Annotated in this window: 14 protein-coding genes; 2 read left to right on the top strand and 12 right to left on the bottom strand. The window is 72.0% G+C overall.

What is annotated here, in order from left to right:
• Positions 1-255: 255 nt before the first annotated feature.
• From WG922_RS17925 to WG922_RS17895, 7 genes are all read right to left on the bottom strand, one after another.
• Positions 256-3,717 carry an AAA family ATPase gene (locus WG922_RS17925; protein WP_340284176.1) on the bottom strand — a complete coding sequence of 1,154 codons (3,462 nt, stop codon included), beginning with the start codon at positions 3,715-3,717 and terminating at the stop codon, positions 256-258.
• Between the two features lie 5 nt (positions 3,718-3,722).
• On the bottom strand, positions 3,723-4,970 hold the full coding sequence (locus WG922_RS17920) for a metallophosphoesterase family protein (protein WP_340284174.1): 1,248 nt from the start codon (positions 4,968-4,970) through the stop codon (positions 3,723-3,725).
• 25 nt (positions 4,971-4,995) lie between these two features.
• A complete protein-coding gene (locus tag WG922_RS17915; protein WP_340284173.1) occupies positions 4,996-5,784 on the bottom strand; it encodes an SDR family oxidoreductase in 789 nt (262 codons plus the stop codon).
• Positions 5,785-5,800: 16 nt separating this feature from the next.
• Entirely contained in the window at positions 5,801-6,988 is a 1,188-nt protein-coding gene (locus WG922_RS17910) for an acetyl-CoA C-acyltransferase family protein (protein WP_340284172.1), read from the bottom strand.
• A 192-nt stretch (positions 6,989-7,180) separates the two neighbouring features.
• Positions 7,181-9,142, bottom strand: a complete 1,962-nt coding sequence (locus WG922_RS17905; protein ID WP_340284171.1) for an ATP-binding protein — start codon at positions 9,140-9,142, stop codon at positions 7,181-7,183.
• A gap of 217 nt (positions 9,143-9,359) precedes the next feature.
• Positions 9,360-10,589, bottom strand: coding sequence for a hypothetical protein (locus WG922_RS17900; RefSeq protein ID WP_340284170.1), 1,230 nt, complete (start codon positions 10,587-10,589; stop codon positions 9,360-9,362).
• A 168-nt stretch (positions 10,590-10,757) separates the two neighbouring features.
• A complete protein-coding gene (locus WG922_RS17895; RefSeq protein WP_340284168.1) occupies positions 10,758-12,707 on the bottom strand; it encodes a sodium:solute symporter family protein in 1,950 nt (649 codons plus the stop codon).
• A 186-nt stretch (positions 12,708-12,893) separates the two neighbouring features.
• On the opposite strand from WG922_RS17895, the gene WG922_RS17890 reads away from it, so the two are divergent.
• A complete protein-coding gene (locus WG922_RS17890; protein ID WP_340284167.1) occupies positions 12,894-13,766 on the top strand; it encodes a fumarylacetoacetate hydrolase family protein in 873 nt (290 codons plus the stop codon).
• A 15-nt stretch (positions 13,767-13,781) separates the two neighbouring features.
• On the opposite strand, the gene WG922_RS17885 is transcribed toward WG922_RS17890, so the two are convergent.
• Positions 13,782-14,543 (bottom strand): AfsR/SARP family transcriptional regulator, encoded by a 762-nt coding sequence (locus WG922_RS17885; protein WP_340284166.1) that lies wholly within the window; start codon positions 14,541-14,543, stop codon positions 13,782-13,784.
• 65 nt (positions 14,544-14,608) lie between these two features.
• Here WG922_RS17885 and WG922_RS17880 point away from each other — a divergent pair, with 65 nt between their 5' ends.
• On the top strand, positions 14,609-14,782 hold the full coding sequence (locus tag WG922_RS17880; RefSeq protein ID WP_340284165.1) for a hypothetical protein: 174 nt from the start codon (positions 14,609-14,611) through the stop codon (positions 14,780-14,782).
• A 27-nt stretch (positions 14,783-14,809) separates the two neighbouring features.
• Here the strand turns inward: WG922_RS17880 and WG922_RS17875 are convergent, their stop codons facing one another.
• From WG922_RS17875 to WG922_RS17860, 4 genes are read right to left on the bottom strand one after another with little or no spacing between them, the layout of a single operon-like run.
• Positions 14,810-16,222, bottom strand: a complete 1,413-nt coding sequence (locus WG922_RS17875; RefSeq protein ID WP_340284164.1) for an enolase C-terminal domain-like protein — start codon at positions 16,220-16,222, stop codon at positions 14,810-14,812.
• Positions 16,212-17,063, bottom strand: coding sequence for a sugar phosphate isomerase/epimerase family protein (locus tag WG922_RS17870; protein WP_340284163.1), 852 nt, complete (start codon positions 17,061-17,063; stop codon positions 16,212-16,214). Before WG922_RS17870 ends, WG922_RS17875 begins: the two co-directional genes overlap by 11 nt.
• Before the next feature lie 18 nt (positions 17,064-17,081).
• Positions 17,082-18,587, bottom strand: coding sequence for a tripartite tricarboxylate transporter permease (locus WG922_RS17865; protein WP_340284162.1), 1,506 nt, complete (start codon positions 18,585-18,587; stop codon positions 17,082-17,084).
• Positions 18,587-19,129 (bottom strand): tripartite tricarboxylate transporter TctB family protein, encoded by a 543-nt coding sequence (locus tag WG922_RS17860; protein ID WP_340284161.1) that lies wholly within the window; start codon positions 19,127-19,129, stop codon positions 18,587-18,589. The genes WG922_RS17865 and WG922_RS17860 overlap by 1 nt, the downstream gene beginning before the upstream one ends.
• Positions 19,130-19,145: the final 16 nt, after the last annotated feature.

Raw genomic sequence — 19,145 nt, 5'->3', positions numbered from 1 at the left:
GTCGCCTTTCTTTGCCTACTTTCTTTGGCGAAGCAAAGAAAGTAGGTCGCCCGCCGGGGCGAAATCCCGGCACTTCACTTCAACTACACAAACACCGACGCGGAAACCACCACCGTGAGACGCAACCGCCAGGAACGCACGCGCCGAGTTCGCCTTGACTAGCCTGCCGTCGTAGGAGCAAGGAAAGTAGGTCGCTCACGCGTGAGACGCAGCCCGCCCACCGCGACTCACGCAACGAGACGACAGGCCCGCGCCTCAGAGCGCCACCACCCCCACCTCTGCCCCGAACACCTCCCTGACGATCGGCACGAGGTGCGTGTGGTGCGTGAAGAACAGCACCTGCGTGCGCGTCGAGAGCGTCTTGAGCACCTGCAGGCCGGCGCGCGTGCGCCCGTCGTCGAAGTTGACGAAGAGGTCGTCGGCGACGAAGGGCAGCGGGCGCGATTGCTCCAGGTGCAGCTCCAGCGCCGCGAGCCGCAGGGCGAGATAGAGCTGGTCACGGGTGCCCTCGCTCAGGCCCGCCACCGGAACCACCGCGCCGCCGCAGCGCTGCGCGGACAAGGTCGGGGGCGTCTGCTCGAAATCGACCAGGAGCTTGGCGAAGGCACCCCCGGTGAGTTGTGCGAACAGTGCCCCGGCGCGCGCCAGCATCGGGCCCTGGTGCCGGTCGCGATACCGCTCGACGGCCCACTTCAGCAAGCGCGAGGCGGTGGCGAGTTGCAGGTAGCGGTGGGCCGCATCGCCCATGGCGGCGAGGGCTTCCTGGCGGCGCGCTTCGGCCAGGGCACCCTGCGGCTGCCCGCCCATGCGGTCGAGGGCCTGCTCGGCCTCCACTTTCCGGGCGGCGAGCTGCTGGCCGCGCAGCTCACACGCGCCCTGCTCCTCGACGACCGCGTCCAGCAGCGTCGGGAGCGCCGCGGCATCACAGCCTCGCACCTCTGCCTGCAGCGTCTCGATCGGCAAGCCGTCCCCATGCTCGGTGATCAGCGCGCGCAGCGCGGCGATGTCGGCATCGCGGGCGCGCTTGTCGTCGGAGCGCCGCACCAGCGGCAGCGCCTCGGCCGGCTCGTGCACGCCCGCCTGCACCAGCAGCGGCTGCAGCCGTGCCGCCTCGCGCGCGAGACGCAGGCGCGCATCCTCGGCGAGCGACTGCGCCTTCGCCAGCGCCTCGTCGGCGGCCCGCGCCCGCTGTTCATCGGCGCACGCCTGGCGCAAGCGCTGCCCCAGGCGCGCGGCGATTTCGGCGGGCTGCTCGCCCGCAAGCTCCGGGGCGCCGATCCGGCCGGGCAGCAGGCGCGCCGCCTGCGCGAAGTCGGCGAGCTGGCCCTGCATGCGGGCGATCTCCTCGCGGCGCAACCGGTCCACGGCAGTCAGCCGCGATCCGACCTCCGCCACCCACTCCATGGCCGATTCCACCGAAGCGGTAGCGGCGCCTGCAAGCTCGGGCAGCTGCACGGCGGCCAGCGCGGCGGTCCAGTCGTTCTCCCACTGCCGCCACTCTTCGGAGGCGAGTTCCTGAGCCCTTCGCATCGCCTGCAGATCCTGCTCGCCACGTTGCAGGGTGCGATGCATTTCGGCATGGCGTGCCCGGCTCGCGGCCTGCGCGTCCCGCCAGTCCTGTGCGGCGCCAAGCAGCGCCGGCAGTCTGTCCGCCTGCGGCGCAGCGACGCCGCAGGCCCCCAGCGCGGCGCGAAGTTCCGCGGCGGCATCGTCGCAGGCACGGGAATCCTCCTCGCAGGCACGCTCGTGATCGTCCATCGCCTGCGCGGCCAGCAGCGCCTGCTCGCGCCTGTGCAGCCACGAGGGCATGTCGTCCAGCGCCAGCCCCGGCAGGCCGAGCGCGTCCGCCTCGGCGGCCCAGTCGGCCTGGAACTGCCGCAGGCGCGCAGCCTCGCCCTGCTGCCGCTCCCGGGCGCCGGACAGCTGGCTCTCGGCCCACTCGAGCTGCTGCTGCAGCCCGGCGAGCTCGGCGGCGTGCGCGGCCGAAGCCACGCGCGCGTCGGCCAGGGCATCGGCCCGCTGCATCGCCGCCTCGAAAACGTCGGCCCCCTCTCCCGGCGGCACGGAGCCGCCGCGGATCGCGTGCCATGCGGCGTCGCGCGCGGCCCGCGCCTGCGCCACGTCCTGCTCGGCGACGACCCGGTGCGCCTGTGCGAACTGCCGCACGCGCACACCGCACGCACCGACCTCCTCCTGCGCGTCCAGCACCCGGGCCGCCGCCTGCGACCCGGCCGCCGCGAGCGCCTGGCGTTCGTTCAGCCGCGCGGCGATCCGCTCGGCCTGCGGCACGAACATCGTGCGCAGGCGCGCCGGCTCGCCGCTCCACGGGGCGAGCGCAGCCAGCCCGAGGTCGCGGTTGCGCCGGGCCTGGTCTCGCGCCGCGTGCCGGCGCGGCAGGCCTTCGAGCACCGGCAGCAGCGCCTGCGCCCGGGCGATGGCCGCGTGCAATGCGGGGGGTTCGGCGGCGGGCGGCTCGGCGACCCGCGCGCGCGCCTCGTCGAGGGCCGCGTGCGCACGCCGCGTTTCCTCGGCGCAGTGGCGCAGGCGCTGGTGCAGCCCGCCACGCGCCTGCAGCAGGCGCGCGAGCGTCTTCAGCGCCAGCGCCGAAGGCAGGCGCGCCCGCAGGGCGGGCTCGTCGCCGGGCCAGCCGAGCTGCGTCGCGCGCTCGCCGGCATCCGCCAGCAGCCGGGCCACCTCGGCCTGCTGCGCAGCAAGCGCAGGCTCGTGGTCGCGGCAGCGCGCGGCCTGTTCCAGCAGCGCATCGATGTCGTTCCGGTGCGTCAACACGGCGGTGTCGCAGACGATCGCGTCGCGCGCGGCCCGCCGCGCCGCGAGGTCGAGCTCCCGCAGGCGCAGCTCGCCCTCGGCCAGCGCCAGCGCCGCCTGCCCTGCTTCGAGCGTGGTGCGCGCGTCCTCCGGCAGCTCGAGCACCTCGCCCGCGGCCCGGTGAGCTTCCTGGAGCGCGGCCAGCCGGGCCAGCGGCGCCGCAAGGCGGCGCACCCGCTCCAGCGCGGCGCGGCGCGCGTGCAAGGCCTGGCTGTTGCGCTTTTCCGCCTCCATCGCCTCCAGCACCTCGTCCAGCGCGGCGCGTGCATCGGTCCAGGCTCGGGTGCGGACCATCGATGTCTTCAGGTCGTCGTTGGCCTGCTCCAGCCGGTCGGCCGCCTGGTAGTACTCGCGGTCGGCGGCGCGGCGCGGTGCCCAGATGCGGCCCGCCTCCTGCGCCAGGCCTTCGCTCACGCGCCCCAGGCTGGCGACCCCGGCGGCCGACTGGAACAGCACCTGGCCGACGTCGCGCGAGGCATCGAGGATGCTCTGGCCGCCCGCCACCAGCCGCGCGTGGTCGAGCCCGAACATCTGCTCGAAGAAGCTGCGGTCGGCGGCGCCCAGCAGCGGCGCCAGGAGATCCTCGGACAGCGCGCCGCCGTCTTCGGCCCGCAGCGTCTGGCGTGCCGCCTTGACGCGCTGGAACACCACCGCACCGTCGGGCGTCTCCAGCCGCGCGCCCAGGCGCAACTCGCTCTGCGGATGCAGGAAACCGAGGGGCGAGCTGCGTGGCATGCCGAACAGGAGCTCGACGATCGCGCTGCGCAGCGTCGATTTGCCGGCTTCGTTGGGGCCGACGACCAGATGGAAATCGTGCTGCGCGGGAGGCAGCTCCAGCACGGTGTCCGTGAACTTGCCGTAGCGGATCAGTTCGAGTCGCCGGATGCGCACGCGGCTCACTCCAGGCGCGCCAGGTGCGCGAGCAGGTCGGGAGCGACCTCGCGCACCAGCGCGTCGAGCCGCGCGCCCGTGACCAGGTCGAGCAGCGGCACCTGGGTGCGCAGCTCCGGCGGCAGCTTGTTGACGAACGGCGCCAGGTCGGCGCCGAGCTGCCGCAGGAGTTCGGCGTCGCCTTCGGCCTCCGCAAGGATCTGCGCCAGGCTGGCCAGCGCGTCGCCGCGGCCGGCGTCCGGCCGGGCGTGTTCGCGCGTGGCAAGCCGCACCTTCTCGAGCCACAGGCGCTCGTTGCCGATGGTGGCGACCTGGGCCAGCACCTCGCTTCGCAGCTGCACCGCGTTGCCGAACAGCTCGCCGTGCAGCGGCGTGCTGCCTTCGAGCGTCACGCGGACCGCACGCGGGATGCCGCCATCCACCGCGAGCAGCGACTCGAACCCCGCGCCCACGCGGGCGGCCACCTCGGCCATGCTCGTGCACTCGGTGAGATCCACCGCCAGCGACTCCCAGCGCAGCACATCGACGAACAGCCGCTCGACGGCGATGCGGCCGTCCTGCGCGTGCACCAGCACGGCGCCGCGCGGCCCGGTCTCGCGAATGTGGCGGCCCTGCAGGTTGCCCGGAAACACTACCGTGGCCGGCCCGTCCCAGCGCTGGTAGTCGTGGACGTGGCCGAGCGCCCAGTAGTCGTAGCCGCGCGCCTGCAACTCGTCCAGCGTGCAGGGGGCATAGCGGGCGTGCGCGCTGTGCCCTTCCAGCGCGGTGTGCAGCACCCCGATATTCAGCATGCCGGGCACCGGCTCCGGGTAGCGGGCCGCGAGGTTGTCTTCGGTGGCCTTGTCGCGAAAGCTCTGCCCGTGCAGCGCCACGCCCAGGCCGTCCAGGCGCAGCGTCTCGGCCCGGCGCGCGGAGAAGCAGCGCACGTTGTCGGGCAGCGTGAGCTTGCGGGTCATCTCGCTCTCGGCGTCGTGGTTGCCGAACAGCACGAACACGGGAATGCCGGCGCGGCGCAGCCGACCCATTTCGCTGCAGAAGAACAAGCCGGTGTTGTGGTCGCGCCAGCCGCCGTCGTAGAGGTCGCCGGCGATGACCAGGAAGTCGGCCTGCTCCTCGATGGTGCGGCTCACGAGGCGGGAAAACGCCTCCCGGGTCGCGTTGCGCAGCTGGGCGGCGGGGGCGTCGGGATAGGCGGCGAGGCCGTGCAGCGGGCTGTCGAGGTGGATGTCGGCAGCGTGGACGAAACGGGGCATCGGTGCTGGGAAGGCGGCAGGCGCGTCAGACCACCATGGGCGTCACGGCGCCGTCCATGGCCACCACGGCGCCGCTGATGTAGCTGGCCCGCGCCGACGCCAGAAAGACCACCGCGTCCGCGATCTCGCCGGCCTCCGCCAGACGCCGCAGCGGCAGGCGCTGTTCGTGCGCTGCCAGCACCTGCTCGGCGCTGGTCTGCTGCAGCCGCGCTTCGGCGGCCAGGCCTTCCTGCAGCCGTTCGGTGCGCGTGAGGCCCGGGTTGACCACGTTCACCCGCACGCCGCGCGGGCCGTAGGCAGCGGCCATGCCCGCGCTGGCGAGCATCAGGGCCGCGTTGGCCGAGCCGCCGGGAAGGTGCGTCGGCGAAGCGACCTTGCCGCCGGCTCCCACCACGTTGACGATGGCGCCGCGCCCGGCGGCGCCCATGCGCTGGACGACCGGTCCCATGACGTGCACGTAGGCGAAGAATTTGGCGGCCATGGCGTCGTGCCAGGCCTGCGCCGACAGCTCGGCGAAGGGCGTGCGGCGCGCGGCGCCGGCGCAGTTGACCAGCACGTCGAGCGGGCCCCGCTCGTCCCATGCCCGCGCCACCACGTCCTCGGCTGCGGCGGCCTCGCGCAGGTCGGCGCACCAGCCCTGCGCGTCCACGCCCGCGTCGGCGAGCTGCCGCACGGCGGCGTCCATCGCGGCTGCGTCGCGCGCCACCAGCGTGAGCCGGGCGCCCTCGCGGCCGAAGGCCTGCGCGCAGGCCAGTCCGATGCCCTTGCTGCCGCCGGTCACGAGCACGTGGCGGCCGCGGAGTTCGAGATCCATGGTCAAGACCTTCCGCTCACGCGCGCTCGAAGACGGCCGCGATGCCCTGGCCGCCGCCGATGCACATGGTGACCAGCGCATAGCGGCCCTGCACGCGCTGCAGCTCGTACAGGGCCTTGGTGGTGATGATCGCGCCGGTGGCGCCCACCGGGTGTCCCAGCGAGATGCCCGAGCCGTTCGGGTTCACCCGCGCCGGATCGAAGCCGAGTTCACGCGCGACGGCGCAGGCCTGCGCAGCAAAGGCTTCGTTGGATTCGATGACGTCGAGGCGATCGACGCTGAGCCCCGTCTTCTCGAGCACGCGCCGGGTGGCCGGCACCGGGCCGATGCCCATGACCTTCGGATCGACACCGGCGTGGGCATAGCCCACCAGGCGCGCGAGCGGCCGCAGCTTGTGGGCGCGTACGGCCTCGCCGGTGGCCAGCACCACCGCGGCCGCACCGTCGTTGATGCCGGAGGCGTTGCCAGCGGTGACGGTGCCACCCTCCTTGCGGAACGCCGGCTTCATGCCGGCGAGCAGTTCGACCGTGGTGGCGGGCTTGACGTGTTCGTCCGTGTCGAACACCACCTCGCCCTTGCGGCTTGCGATGCGCACCGGAACGATCTGCTCCTTGAAGCGGCCTTCGGTGATGGCGGCGGCGGCGCGCCGGTGGCTCTCGGCGGCCAGTGCATCCATCTGCTCGCGCGTGATGCCGAACTGATCGGCCACGTTTTCGGCCGTCACGCCCATGTGGATGCGGTGGAAGGGGTCGTGCAGGATGTTCAACATGTAGTCGAGCAACTGCATGTCGCCCATGCGCGCGCCCCAGCGTGCCGCGGTGGCGAAGTACGGCCCGCGCGACATCGATTCGGCGCCGGCGCCGATGGCGAGCTGCGCGTCGCCCAGCATCAGCGACTGGGCCGCCGATACGATGGCCTGCAGGCCCGAGCCGCAGAGCCTGTTGACGTTCATGGCCGCGACCTCCTGGGGCAGGCCGGCCTGCATCGCCGCGACGCGGCTGAGGTAGGCGTCGCGCGGTTCGGTGGGGATCACGTTGCCCATGACCAGGTGACCGAACGCGTCGGCGGGTGCACCGCTGCGCTCCAGGGCGGCGCGCACCGCCGTGGTGGCGAGGTCACAGAGGGAAACGTCTTTCAGGCTGCCGCCGAAGGTGCCGATGGCGGTGCGGGCAGCGGAGACGACGAAGACTTCGGGCTGGGACATGGGAGGGCTCCAACGTCAAAAAGGGGATGTACGTGGGGGAAACGAAACCGGGAGAACGAATCGGAGGACCGAAGAAAAAGGAAAGTCGGCAGAAAGCGCGAGACGGAAGCAGGCGAGCCGAAGCACGGAAGCCGGAGGCGCCATTGTCGGGCAGGCAAGGCCCCCGCGCGCGCAGGAAAGCCCCGCGCAGCGCTAGGTCAGCACCAGCGGCCGGCTGCCGCTCGCGCCCAGCCAGAAGTTGAGTGCTCCGCCCAGCAGGCCTGCATCGATCGGCTTGGCCAGATAGTCGTTCATCCCGGCGGCGAGGCACCGATCGCGGTCGTCGCTCACGGCACCGGCCGTGAGCGCGATGATGGGCATGTCGAAACCCAGCTCGCGCAGGCGGCGGGTGGCCTCGAAACCGTCCATCACCGGCATCTGGCAATCCATCAGCACGGCGGCGAAAGGCTGCTCCTGGCACAGGCGCACCGCTTCTTCGCCGTTCTCGGCGACGCGCACCGTGCTGAAGCCCAGCTTGTCGAGCAGGGCTTCGGCCACGAGCTGGTTGATCGGGTTGTCCTCGACCAGCAGGATCGCGTCGGAGGCGCCTGCGCTGGACGCCTCGGGCGCAACGGCAGGTTCGCCGGCGGCTTCCACCATCGGTATCTCCAAAGTGAAAGTGGCACCGCAGCCGGGTGCGCTGGACAGGCGGATATCGCCACCCATGAGCACCGCCAGGTCGCGCGAGATCGCCAGGCCGAGACCGCTGCCCTGGAAGCGGCGGGTGCTGGAGGCGTCCACCTGGGAGAAGCGCTTGAAAAGCTTGGCCTGGTCTTCGGCAGCGATACCGATGCCGGTATCGGTGACATCGAAGCGCAGCGAGCGCTGGCGCGCGAGGGCGCCGGTCGTGACGGTGAGGCTGAAGCCGCCGTCGGCGGTGAACTTCAGTGCGTTGCCGAGCAGGTTCAGCAGGATCTGACGCAGCCGGTGGTTGTCCACCGTGACCCACCGCGGCACGCAGGGCTTCACGTCCACGCTGAAACCGATCCCCTTGGATCGCGCGCGATCGGAGAAGACGTCGCTGACCTCCTGTACCAGCGCCTGCAGGTCGCAGGCCGTGGGCTCCAGCACCATCTGGCCCGCATCGATCTTGGAGAAATCGAGAACGTCGTTGACCATGCCGAGCAGGGACTTGGCGCAGCTGTTGATCAGCCGCACGTAGCCGGCCTCCCGCGGGGGCAGCTCCGACTGCTCCAGCACGCGGGCCAGGCCGATGACGCCGTTGAGCGGCGTGCGGATCTCGTGGCTCATGGTCGCCAGGAACTCGGCCTTCGCGCGGCTCGCGCTCTGCGCGGCATCGGCAGCGGCCTGCAGCGCGCGCTCTTGCTCCTTGCGCTGGGTGATGTTGCGGGTGGTGCCGACCACGCGCAGGGCGCGGCCGTTCGCATCGCGCGCGGCCACCTGCGCCTCGCTTTGCAGCCAGACCCGCGTGCCCGAGGCCTTCACCGCCTCGTGCTCCACGCAGATGTGGCTCGACACGCCCTTGAGCAGGTCGATCAGTTCGGAGTGGAACGGCTCGGCGCCGCCGGCGACGGCCATTCCGAGCAGCTCGCTGGAGGGAACCGTCCGTGCCTCGGGCGCGAAGCCCATGATCTGCTGCCAGCTGGGAGACAGATAGACCATGCCGTCATCGGGCGTGAACTCCCACAGCCCCACGCCGGACACGTTCAGCGCGAGGGCCAGCCGCTCCTCGCTGGAGCGCATGCGCAGTTCGGCGGCGCGCTGCGCCGTCACGTCGTGCAAGGCGTGGACTTGCCAGCCGCTGGCCATGTGGTTGATGCACAGCTGCAGCACGCGCCCGTCCGGCGTCGCGAGCTCCAGCTCGGAGTGCGAGCGGACAAGCCGCACCTGCTCGGCCACCTGGTGCGACAGCTCGCCGGGGCCGTAGTCGCCGCGCCGGGCAAGATAGGTCACGAGCGACTCGAGGCCGGCGTCCGGCTGCTCGAACAGGTCGTGCGGCAGCGAGACCATCTCCCGCACCCGCGCGTTGCTCGCGACATGCCGCAGCCGCTCGTCGAAGACGATCAGGCCACAAGGCATGTTCTCGATCACCAGCTCCAGCAGGGCGTTGCGCTGCTGGAGGGCGGGGTCGGACAGGAGGGATTGGAGATTCATGCGGCAAAGGCGGACGCGGTCGAAAGTCGCAGCGGATCCGGCTGGCGCATCCTAGCGCACTGCACAGCCGCAACCGGCGCCAAGCCCCTTCGATGTGGCGGCGATGCCGCCTGATGGGGGCGGTGGCGTCAAGAATGCACGGTCGCGCGTCAGGCTCCGGGCTGCGAGCTCTCATGGGCGCAGCGCGCCGCGACCGCGCGCCAGGGCGTGCCTGCCGTCAGCGTCGGCGCGGCTCCAGCGGGATCGCCAGCACCACGCGTGCGTGCCGCTGGTCCTGGGCGCCGCCCTGCTCGCCCAGGTGCAGCGCCAGGCTGCGCCCGCTCGCCAGGCCCCAACGCAGCGACAAGGCCACCACATGTTCGGCCGGAGCCTCCCAGACGTGCTGGTGCCCGACGCTCAGCCCGGCCTCGAGGCGCCGACCGAGGCTGCCGCGCACGGCTGCCTCCAGCCGCGAGCGCAGGGCGGCCTCGCCCGGCACGGCACCAGCCGGTGTGAACTCGCGGTCGAACGTGTCCCAGGACAGGCGCCACGCCGCGCCCAGCGCCTGGCGCGCGAGTCCCAGCCCCCAGCGCCGGCCGACTCCACCGTCGGCCTCGGACTGCGCCACCACCCCGTGCACCAGGTTGCCTGGTGCGCCAAACCCTCGCACCAGTTCCAGCCCGGCCGCCCGGCGCACGCTCGAGACTTCCGCGCGCGCCTCGCCGGTCATGCGCCCGCCCAGGCCACGCCGCCAGGCGGCGGCCGCGAACCCCCGGCCGTAGGCGTCCGCTTCGGTGCCCCAGCCGGTGCGCAGAAGCCCGGCCTCGAACTCATAGTCGGATGCGCCGGCCGCCAGCTCGACCGGGCCGGACACCGGCAGCAGGCCGGGCGCGGGCGCGCGACCGAAAAGGCCTGCCAGCCGGTCCGACGACGCCTGCGCCCAGGCTAGCGACATCGGCGCTGCGGCCGTCGGCAGCGCCGCGGCGCCGGCGACGCCGTTCGGGGCGAGCGCATCGAACCCTGGTCGCAGCGCCAGCGGGCGCCCGATGCGCAGACCACCGAGTCGCACCGGACGGCTCCAGCCGCCGCCGCTGGCCAGGGTGTCGCCCAGCACCACCGTCTGCAGGGGTCCCGATGCACGCCACTGCCAGCCGGTGTCCAGCCGTGCCATGCGGTGCGAAGCCTGCGCCTGGGGACTCAGAAGCGCGCTGCTGCGCAGCTCCCACCGGCGGCCGGACACGATGCCTTCGAGCCGGCCGGGGCTGGTCGGGATGTCTGTGTCCTCCAGCCGGCGGTAGCGGATCTCGACACCCGAAGCCGGCTGCACCGACACCACGGAAGGCAGGCGCAGCGGCACGGGCAGCGTGGGCGGCCCGGCGGAGGCCGAAGCGGACACGCAGGCCAGACCGGCGGCGAGCGCCGACCATGGCAGCAGCCGAAGCGAAGGCAGCGGGTGACGACCGGACATGGGCATGCTTGAGCTGGCCATGGTAGAGCCAGGCGACGGTCGTGCACATGGGATGAGCTACGGGACGCGCGGCGCACGCACATCCGGCAATACGTCACACCTGATGGAGCCGGTGGACCCGCGGACCGCCGTGCCGCTGCCGCCGGACGCGGTGGCGCTGCAGACAGCTCAGTCGGTCCTGCCGCGCAGCAGGTACGGCAGCCAGGCGGGCGCTGCGGCCAGTGCCACGCCCACGCAGGCCCACGCCGGCCACGCCGCGCTGCCGGGTGCAGGGAACAGCAGCCAGCCAACGCCGACGAGCAGCCCGAACAGCGACAGCGCAGCTGCCAGCGTGGCGCCCAGGGCGCGAGCCATCCCGGTCGCCGGCGCGGGGGTTTCGCCGGCCGCACCCTGCGCTGCAGGAGTGCCACCGCCACCGCCGCCGGCGGCTGCGCTGGCCTGCCCGGCCAGGCGTGCCGTGCGCCGCCACCAGCCGATCGGACGCACCCGCAGGTAGAACGCGGCAAGCGTGGCGTCGTCCGTGGCAGGCGTGGCCAGGCTCGCGGCAATGGCGGCCGCCGTGGTCACCAGCGCCATGATCGCCAGCCGCAGCCACTCGCCCTGGGGGTCGGTGCCGAGGGTGACGAGGAGCACCGGCGCCGTGACCAGCGAGCTCGCCATGGCCGCCAGCTCGCCCCACAGGTTGATGCGCTCCCACAGCCATCGCAGCACCAGCACGCCGCCCATGCCGGCGCCGAACAGCAGCGAGATGAACCAGGCCGTCTGGATCGAGCCGAGCTGCGTCATCACGGCCACCGCAAGCCCCAGGATCAGCACGCCGGACAAGCGCGCGACCAGCACCAGTTCGCGCTCGCCCGGCGCGCGCTGCAGCAGCCGCCGGCACAGCGCGGCGTCATACAGGTCCCGGCTCCAGTACGAGGCGCCCCAGTTCAGATGCGTGTCCACCGTGGACGCGAGCGCCGCCAGCAGCCCCACCAGCATCAGGCCGCGCAATCCGGGCGGCAGCAGGTCCTGGATGCCGGTGACGAAGAGCATCTCGCGCGCCGCGGCGAAGCCCGGCTCCTGCGCCGCCCCGGGTGCCACCGGATAGAGCACCAGCAGCCCGAGCGCGATCGCCAGCCACAGCAGGCTGCGCAGGAAGATCTGCAGCCAGGCGAACACCACCCCCGCGCTGCGGGCGTCGGCGTCGCTGCGGCAGGCCATCGCGCGCTGGGCGAGGTAGCCGGTGCCGTCGGCGTTCATCTGGAACATCCACTGCATGCCGATCAGCACCAGGAAGGGCAGCAGCACCGCACCGGCGTCCTGCTGCGGCGGACCGAAGGACATCAGACGCTGCGCCTCGGCTGCCCCGTACAGGTCCGCCAGGCGCCCGCCGAGCGCGTCGAGTCCGCCCACCGCATCGACCACGAACAGCGCGTAGGCAGCCGTTCCGACCAGCGCCAGGGCCAGCTGCACGACGTCCGTGCGGACCACCGCGCGCAGGCCGCCGGTGATGGAATAGAGCGCCGTGAACGCCAGGATCAGGCCAATCGAGATGGCGTTGTTCACGCTGGCGACTTCGGGCGCCAGTCCCGTGATGCTCTCGCCCAGCCGCCACCCGCCGGCGCGCGCGCCGTCGGCCAAGGGTGCGTACAGCGCCTGCGGAAGCCAGAGGTGCCAGGGCAGGAAAACCTCGGCGATGCGCACCGCCGCCACCAGCACCATCGCCAGCACCACGCAGTTGATCACGGTGCCGTAGTAGAGGGCCTTGACGATGCGCAGCGGCAGCACGCCCGACCCGCTGTAGCGCACCTGGGTCAGTTCGGCGTCGGTGAGCACGCCCGCGCGGCGCCACCAGGCGGCGAACAGGAAGGCGAAGAAGAGAAAGGCGAGGCCGTAGATCCAGAGGCGCCACAGTGCATATACCCCCGCCGTGGCGACCAGGCCCGTCACCAGCAGCGGTGTGTCGGCGGCGAACTGCGTCGCCGCCATCGAACTGCCGGCCTGCCAGCCGCGCAGGCTGCGCCCTGCCAGGAAATATTCCTGCAGGCTGCGCGAAGCCGTGCGCCGCGCCCGCAGTCCGCTGACCAGGCCATAGAGCACGAAGGCGACAAGGATGAGGACGTCGAGGAAGGGCAATCGCGTGGAACTCCGGCCCGGCCATTATGCGAACACGACATGCGGCCGTGGGCGCAGCCGGAGCCAGGCGCCTTCGCGCGCGGCGCTGCCGACCGGCAGCGATCCGACTGTGATGCGATGCGATGCGATTAGCATCCGTGCACCCGCGCGCGGGAGACAAGCACACACCACAACAGGAGAACAGCCTTGCGCATCGCCACCTTCACCCACGCCGGCACACGGCACGTCGGCCAGGTGTCCGCCGACGGCCAGCAGGTCACCCCCTTCCAGCTCACCCCCGACGAGGCCCGGCGCGGTGCGCTGACGCTGGTGGAGGTGCTGTCGGCCGGCGGCGTTCTGCCGCCGCTGGCCGGGCAGCCGCTGCCGCTCGAATCCGTCCGACTCGAAGCGCCCATTCCGCTGCCCCGGCGCAACCTCTGGTGCGTGGGCCGCAACTACCACGCACACGCCAAGGAGCTGGCGGCGTCGGTGTTCAAGAACAACGCGGCCAACCCCCAGGAGTGGCCGATCGTGTTCACCAAGGTGCCCGAGTGCGTGGTCGGCCCCACCGACCCGGTCTCGCTGCCGGGGCCGGCCGTGTCCGAGCAGATCGACTACGAAGCCGAGCTGGCGGTGGTCATCGGCCGAGGCGGCAAGAACATCCGTCGGGACGACGCCATGGGCCATGTGTTCGGCTACACCATCGTCAACGACGTCACTGCGCGCGACGTGCAGATGCGCCACCAGCAGTGGGACATGGGCAAGTCCTTCGACACCTTCTGCCCCATGGGCCCGTGGCTGGTCACCGCCGACGAGCTCGACGGCACCCGCACCCGCGTGCGCTGCTGGGTCAACGGCGAGCTGCGCCAGGACGGCCCCACCGAAAACATGATCTTCGACATCCCGACGCTGATCGAAACGGTCTCGCGCGGCATCACGCTCTACCCCGGCGACGTGATCGCCACCGGCACGCCGGCCGGCGTGGGCATGGGCTTCAGCCCGCCGCGCTACATCCTGCCCGGTGACGTCATCCGCATCGAGATCGACGGCATCGGCAGCATCGAGAACCGCTTCGCCTGAAGCGCCGCCGCGCGCTCAGTGCGGGCGCGCGGCCTGCAGCAGTTCGCGGTGCAGCTGCTGCGTCGCCGGGCTGGGTGCGGTGCCCAGCTCCGCGCGCATGCGCTGGCGCAGCCGTTCGTAGACCAGCAGCGCCTCGGCCCGGTTGTCGCCGCACATCAGCGCCCGCATCAGTGCGCGGTGGCCGCTCTCCCGCATCGGGGCAAGCTGCACCAGCGCACGCGCCGCCCGCTCGGCGGTCGCGACCTCGCTGCCGCCCAGACCCAGCGCGCTGGCGGCCACGCACTCGTGGGCCCGCACCAGCAGCTCTTGCAGCTCCTCGCGCATGCGTGCCACCCAGGGGGCGTCGAGTCCGTGCAGGAAGCCGCGCGCGGCGATGTGCGAGCTGACGCGCGCCGGCCCCCAGGCAGCGGCCCAATCGCTGCGCGCGACGGCGGACTCGGCGCGGTGCAGCGCCTCGCGCGCCGCCTCCAGATCGATCCAGCTGCCCGTCGGCAGCTGCAGGCGCAACTCGTGGCGACCTTCGATGGTGGCCGGCGCCAGGGCGCGCCGCAGCTTGGCCAGCAGCGCGGACAGCGCACTGTCCGACGCAGCCGGGCTGCTCTCGGGCCAGAGCAGCGTCAGCAGGTCTTCGCGCGGTACCCAGCGCGCACGCTGCGCCGCGAGATACGCGAAGAGCAGACGGCCCTGCCGCGCCGGTAGAGCGTCCTCGACGCGGCGGCCGTCGATGCGCGCGCACAGGCGCCCGCAGAGATAGACACGGTGGACGGTATCCGCCAAGGTTTCACCAAGCTGCTTGCAGGGTCGGGCGTTCATCATAGGCACCCCCTTCCCAGGAGAACACCATGTCCAAAGTCATCCATTGCGAGTGCGGTCAAGACGTGCGCGGCGCCACCGACGATGCGCTGGTGCAGGCTGCGAGCGAGCACGTGCAGCGCGACCATCCCGAACTCGTGGGCAAGCTCAGCCGAGACGACATCCTGGCAATGGCGGAAGAGGACGACTCGGCCAAGGTGTGAGGGCGCGGGCCCCGGGCGCCTGCGCCCTCAGAGCGGGCGCATCGCGCTGAAATCCGGCAGGGCGGCGCTGGCGAACCCCGTGCAGTCGAGCGAGCCGATGGCAAGCCGCCCGGCGCGTATGTCCAGCCGCACGGCCCCCTCGCGCGTGGTGTACAGGTCCGGGTGCGCCCGCGCGAACGCCTGCTGCTCGGCCTCGGGCACGGCACTCAACCCGTTCACGTAGTGGTGGCCGTTGCGCTCGACGTGGTCGATACCCAGCAGGTTCACCAGGGCGATGTCCTGTTGCACCGCCAGCCCGGCCTGGGTGGTGAGGTCCTCGGCCGACATGAAGTAGCGGGGCCTGCCTTCGGCCGCGTTCCAGGCGGCGCAGCGCGCCGCGTTCAGCACCGACTTGTACAGGCCCTTGCAGGTCTTGGACGAAACACCTTCGTAGCCGCGCGCCCGCGCCTGCACGAAGCTGTCCAGCGTGCCGTCGGACTCGTCGATGATGACCGGCTTGCCCAGCGCCCGCGCATCCAGCGGCACCTCCAGCGCGTGCTTGCGCGCGATGGGCTGCTCGATGAAGAGGATGGAGTTCCACAGGCGCGCGAGCGCCGGGCGCGAGCGGACGGCATCGACCAGCGCCTGCACGCCTTGCGCACTGTCGTATTGCTCATTGCCGTCGAGCGTCGCGACGTAGGGCTCGTCCATGCGGTCCAGCACCGCGGCGATGGCTTCGAGCCGCTGCAGGTCCGCGTCCACCTGGCCGCCGACCTTGAGCTTGAAGTGGCGGTGGCCGTAGGCGCGCACCACCTCCTCCAGCGTTTCGGGCAGTCCGTCGTTCACGCGCTCGCGCAGGTCGGCCTGCGTGATCGCATCGACCAGCCCCACCGTGTGGCGCACGGCGATGCTGGTCGCCGGCCGCCGCGCGGCAAGGAAGCCGTCGAAGTCGAAGCCGGCGAATTCCGGGTGGATCGGCCCGATGCCGGGCAGGTTGGCCTGCAGTGCGCGGTAGAACGACACGCCCTCGCCCCGGCACAGGGCGTCGAGCACGGCGCGGTCCACCAGTGCGGGGCCGTAGCTCGCCAGCAAGGGGTTGAAGCCGGCCTGCGCGCCTTCTGCGAGGCAGGCGTCGTAGGTGCGGGCGAAATGGCCGAACGCGGTGGCCGGCATGGCGTCGGCCAGCGTGGCCTCGCGGGCGATGCGCAGCACCGCGCGCAGCTGCTCGAAGTTGTCGTCGTTGCTCAGGGCCAGGTTCTTGTCGAACCACTTGGGTGCCATCAGCTCGGCGGCGGCGCCCCAGGCGCTGCGCCCGTCCTCGAACTCGATGCGCGCGCGCACGAAGGCCTGCGGCGCTTCGGTGAGCGTCACCACGCCGAAGCGGAACGGCAGGCGCAGCCGCACCGCGCGCTCCAGCAATTCGATCTCGCGCACCCGCAGGCGCGGCGCGTCATGGGCCATCGGCCACTCCTTCCAGCACACCTCTGAGATAGCCGATGGCCCGGGCGGCACAGCCCGGCCCATCGGGCACGTAGTCGAAGGGCTCCACGGCCAGGATGCCCTGGTAGTGCCCGGCGCGGCGCATGCGCTCGATGCTGCGCAGCACCGGTGCGAAGGCGAGTTCACCCTGCCCGGGTCCGCGGCGATTGGGGTCGTTCACCTGGACATGGGCGATGAGGCCGGTGGGCATCCAGCGCTCCACCAGCGCGTGCACCGGCTCGGCCTCGGCGCTGCCGGCGGCGCTGCAATCGATCATGGTCCTGAAGGCGGGGGACGCAACCGCGCGCACCATGCGCGCCGCTTCTTCGATCGAGGTGATGAAGTCGGTCTCCCGCGGCGCGAGCGGCTCGACGCAGTAGGTCACGCCGCAGCTTTCGGCGCGTCGCGCGGCCCGGACGAAGCAGGCGCGCGCGTGCTCCCAGGCCTGTTCGCGGTCGGCGCCCGGCGCCACGCTGCGCTGCCGCGGCGAGCCGTGCACCAGGTACCGCCCGCCCATGAGCGCGCACAGCTCGACGAGGCGTTCCATCACGGTGGACGTGCGCTCGCGCAGCGCGGCGTCGTCGGCCACGATGGACAGCCCCGGCGGAGCCACCAGCAGCCAGTGCAGCCCGTCGATGGACAGGCCATGGTCCGCGGCGACCTCGCGCAGCCGCCGCGCTTCGGCGTCGGTCAGCGCCATCGGGTCGGGCCCGAGCGTGAAGGGTGCGACTTCGAGCCCGTCGTAGCCGAGCTCGGCCGCCAGCCGGCACTGCGCCTCGAACGGCAAAGGCTGCAGTACCTCGTTGCACAGGGCGATCTTCATGGCGTGTCCGGGTGGTGTTCAGGTGGCGCGCAGCCTGGGCAGCCGCCGCAGCAGCCGCTGCGTAGGGCCGAGCCGCAGCAGCACCACCAGCACGATGATGCCGAACAGCACGGCGCAGATCGGCCGCGTGAAGAAAGGCGTGAGGTCGCCATCTGAGAGCACCAGGCCGCGTCGGAAGTTCTTCTCGAGCAGGTCGCCCAGCACGATGCCCAGCACCAGCGGCGCCACCGGATAGCCGAAGCGCCGCAGCAGGAAACCGATGATGCCGAAGGCGACCATCACCCAGATGTCGAACAGGCGCGAGGCCAGGGCGTAGGTGCCGATCACGCACAGCACCATCACGATGGGCACGATCAGCGGCGTCGGCACGCGCAGCACCTGCACCAGCAGCTTGGTGAGCGTGAGCCCGTAGAACAGGATGCCCAGGGTCGCGAGCAGCATCATGCCCACGATGTCGTACACGAAGTGCGGCGACTCGATCATGATCATCGGCCCGGGCGTGACGCCGTGGATCAGCATGGCCGCCATCAGCACCGCCGCCGGCGCGCTGCCCGGCACCTGCAGCGTGAGCACCGGGATGATCGCGCCGGGCACGCAGGCGTTGTCCCCGGTCTCGGCCGCCATCAGGCCCTCGACCGAGCCCTTGCCGAACAGCTCCTTTTCGCGGCTCGCGCGCTTGGCCGCCGCATACGACGACCAGGCCGCCACGTCCTCGCCCACCCCGGGAACGATCCCCATCGAGGTGCCGATCACGCCCGAGCGGATGATGGTGCGCCAGTACTTGAACACGTCCCGCAGGCGCGGCACCACCGAGTCGAGCGCGTTCAGCTTCACGGGAGCGCGCTTCTCCTGCATCGCCACCAGGATCTCGGCGAAGCCGAACGCGCCCACCAGCGCCGGCACCAGGGAGACGCCGCCGGCGAGGTCGCGGTTGCCGAAGTGGAAGCGTTCGTAGGCGTGGATGCCGTCCTGGCCGATGGTGGCGATGAACAGCCCCGCGAACCCGGCGATCCAGCCCTTGAGCGGATCGCCGCCGGTGAGCGTGGCGGCGATGATGACGCCGAACACCGCCAGCCAGAAGAACTCATAGGCCCCGAAGCGCAGCGCGAACTCGCCGAGCACCGGCGTGAACAGCGCCAGGAAGAAGATGCCGATCAGCGTGCCCAGCACCGAACCCGTGGTGGCGATGCCCATGGCCCGCCCCGCCATACCCTGCCGAGCCAGCGCATAGCCGTCGATGCAGGCGGCGGCCGACGCCGGCGTGCCGGGAATGTTCAGCAGGATGGCGCTGCGGCTGCCGCCGTAGATGGCGCCCACGTAGGTGCAGATCAGCACCAGCAGCGCCCAGCTGGAGGGCAGCTTGAGCGTCAGCGTGGTCATGAGGGCCACGCCCATGGTGGCGGTGAGGCCCGGCAGCGCGCCGACGATGACCCCCACGAGCGTCGCACCCAGCACCAGCAGGATGGTCTCGACGGTCATGAGGCCGGCCAGCGACTGGCCGAATGCGTGCAGTCCCTGGAACATCAAGGCAGCCTGACGTAGAACACGTGCTCGAAGCCGAGGCTGACCACGGCGCTGGTGGCGGCGCCCATCGCCAGCGCCAGCGCCACCTGCTTCCAGGCGGGGCGCCCGAGCGCCGACTGGCGCGCGCGATCGAACAGCAGGATGAACCCGGTGACGAACACCAGCGTGGAGAGCCAGAACGGCAATCCGTGGCCGACCATCACCAGCGCATACACGAGCATGGTGGCCAGCACCAGCGCCATGGTGGCGCGCCCTGCCCCGCCGGCCGCGCCTGCCCGCGGCTGCGTCACGCTCTCCGCGCGACGCAAGGCGCCCCGGCGCAGCGCGCGAAGCGCCAGCAGGACGCCGAGCACCGCCAGCATGCAGCCGAGAAGCCCGGGGACCAGCCCCGGGACTTCGTAGGTGTTGATGTGCAGGTTCTCCAGCCGGTCCATGCGCCAGGCAGCGAGCGCGATGGCCCCGCCGAAGGCGACCCACACCAGCGCACCGAGGAGATCGGACCGGGGCGACGCCCCGCCGCCGCTGGAGGGCGCGCTGCTCACCGCTGCCGTGCTCCGC

The sequence above is a fragment of the Ramlibacter sp. AN1015 genome (assembly GCF_037726105.1).
In the GTDB taxonomy this organism is placed as follows: Bacteria; Pseudomonadota; Gammaproteobacteria; order Burkholderiales; family Burkholderiaceae_C; genus Ramlibacter.
Note: the sequence above shows the minus strand (reverse complement) of the source record. Positions and strands in the feature narration are given on the sequence as shown.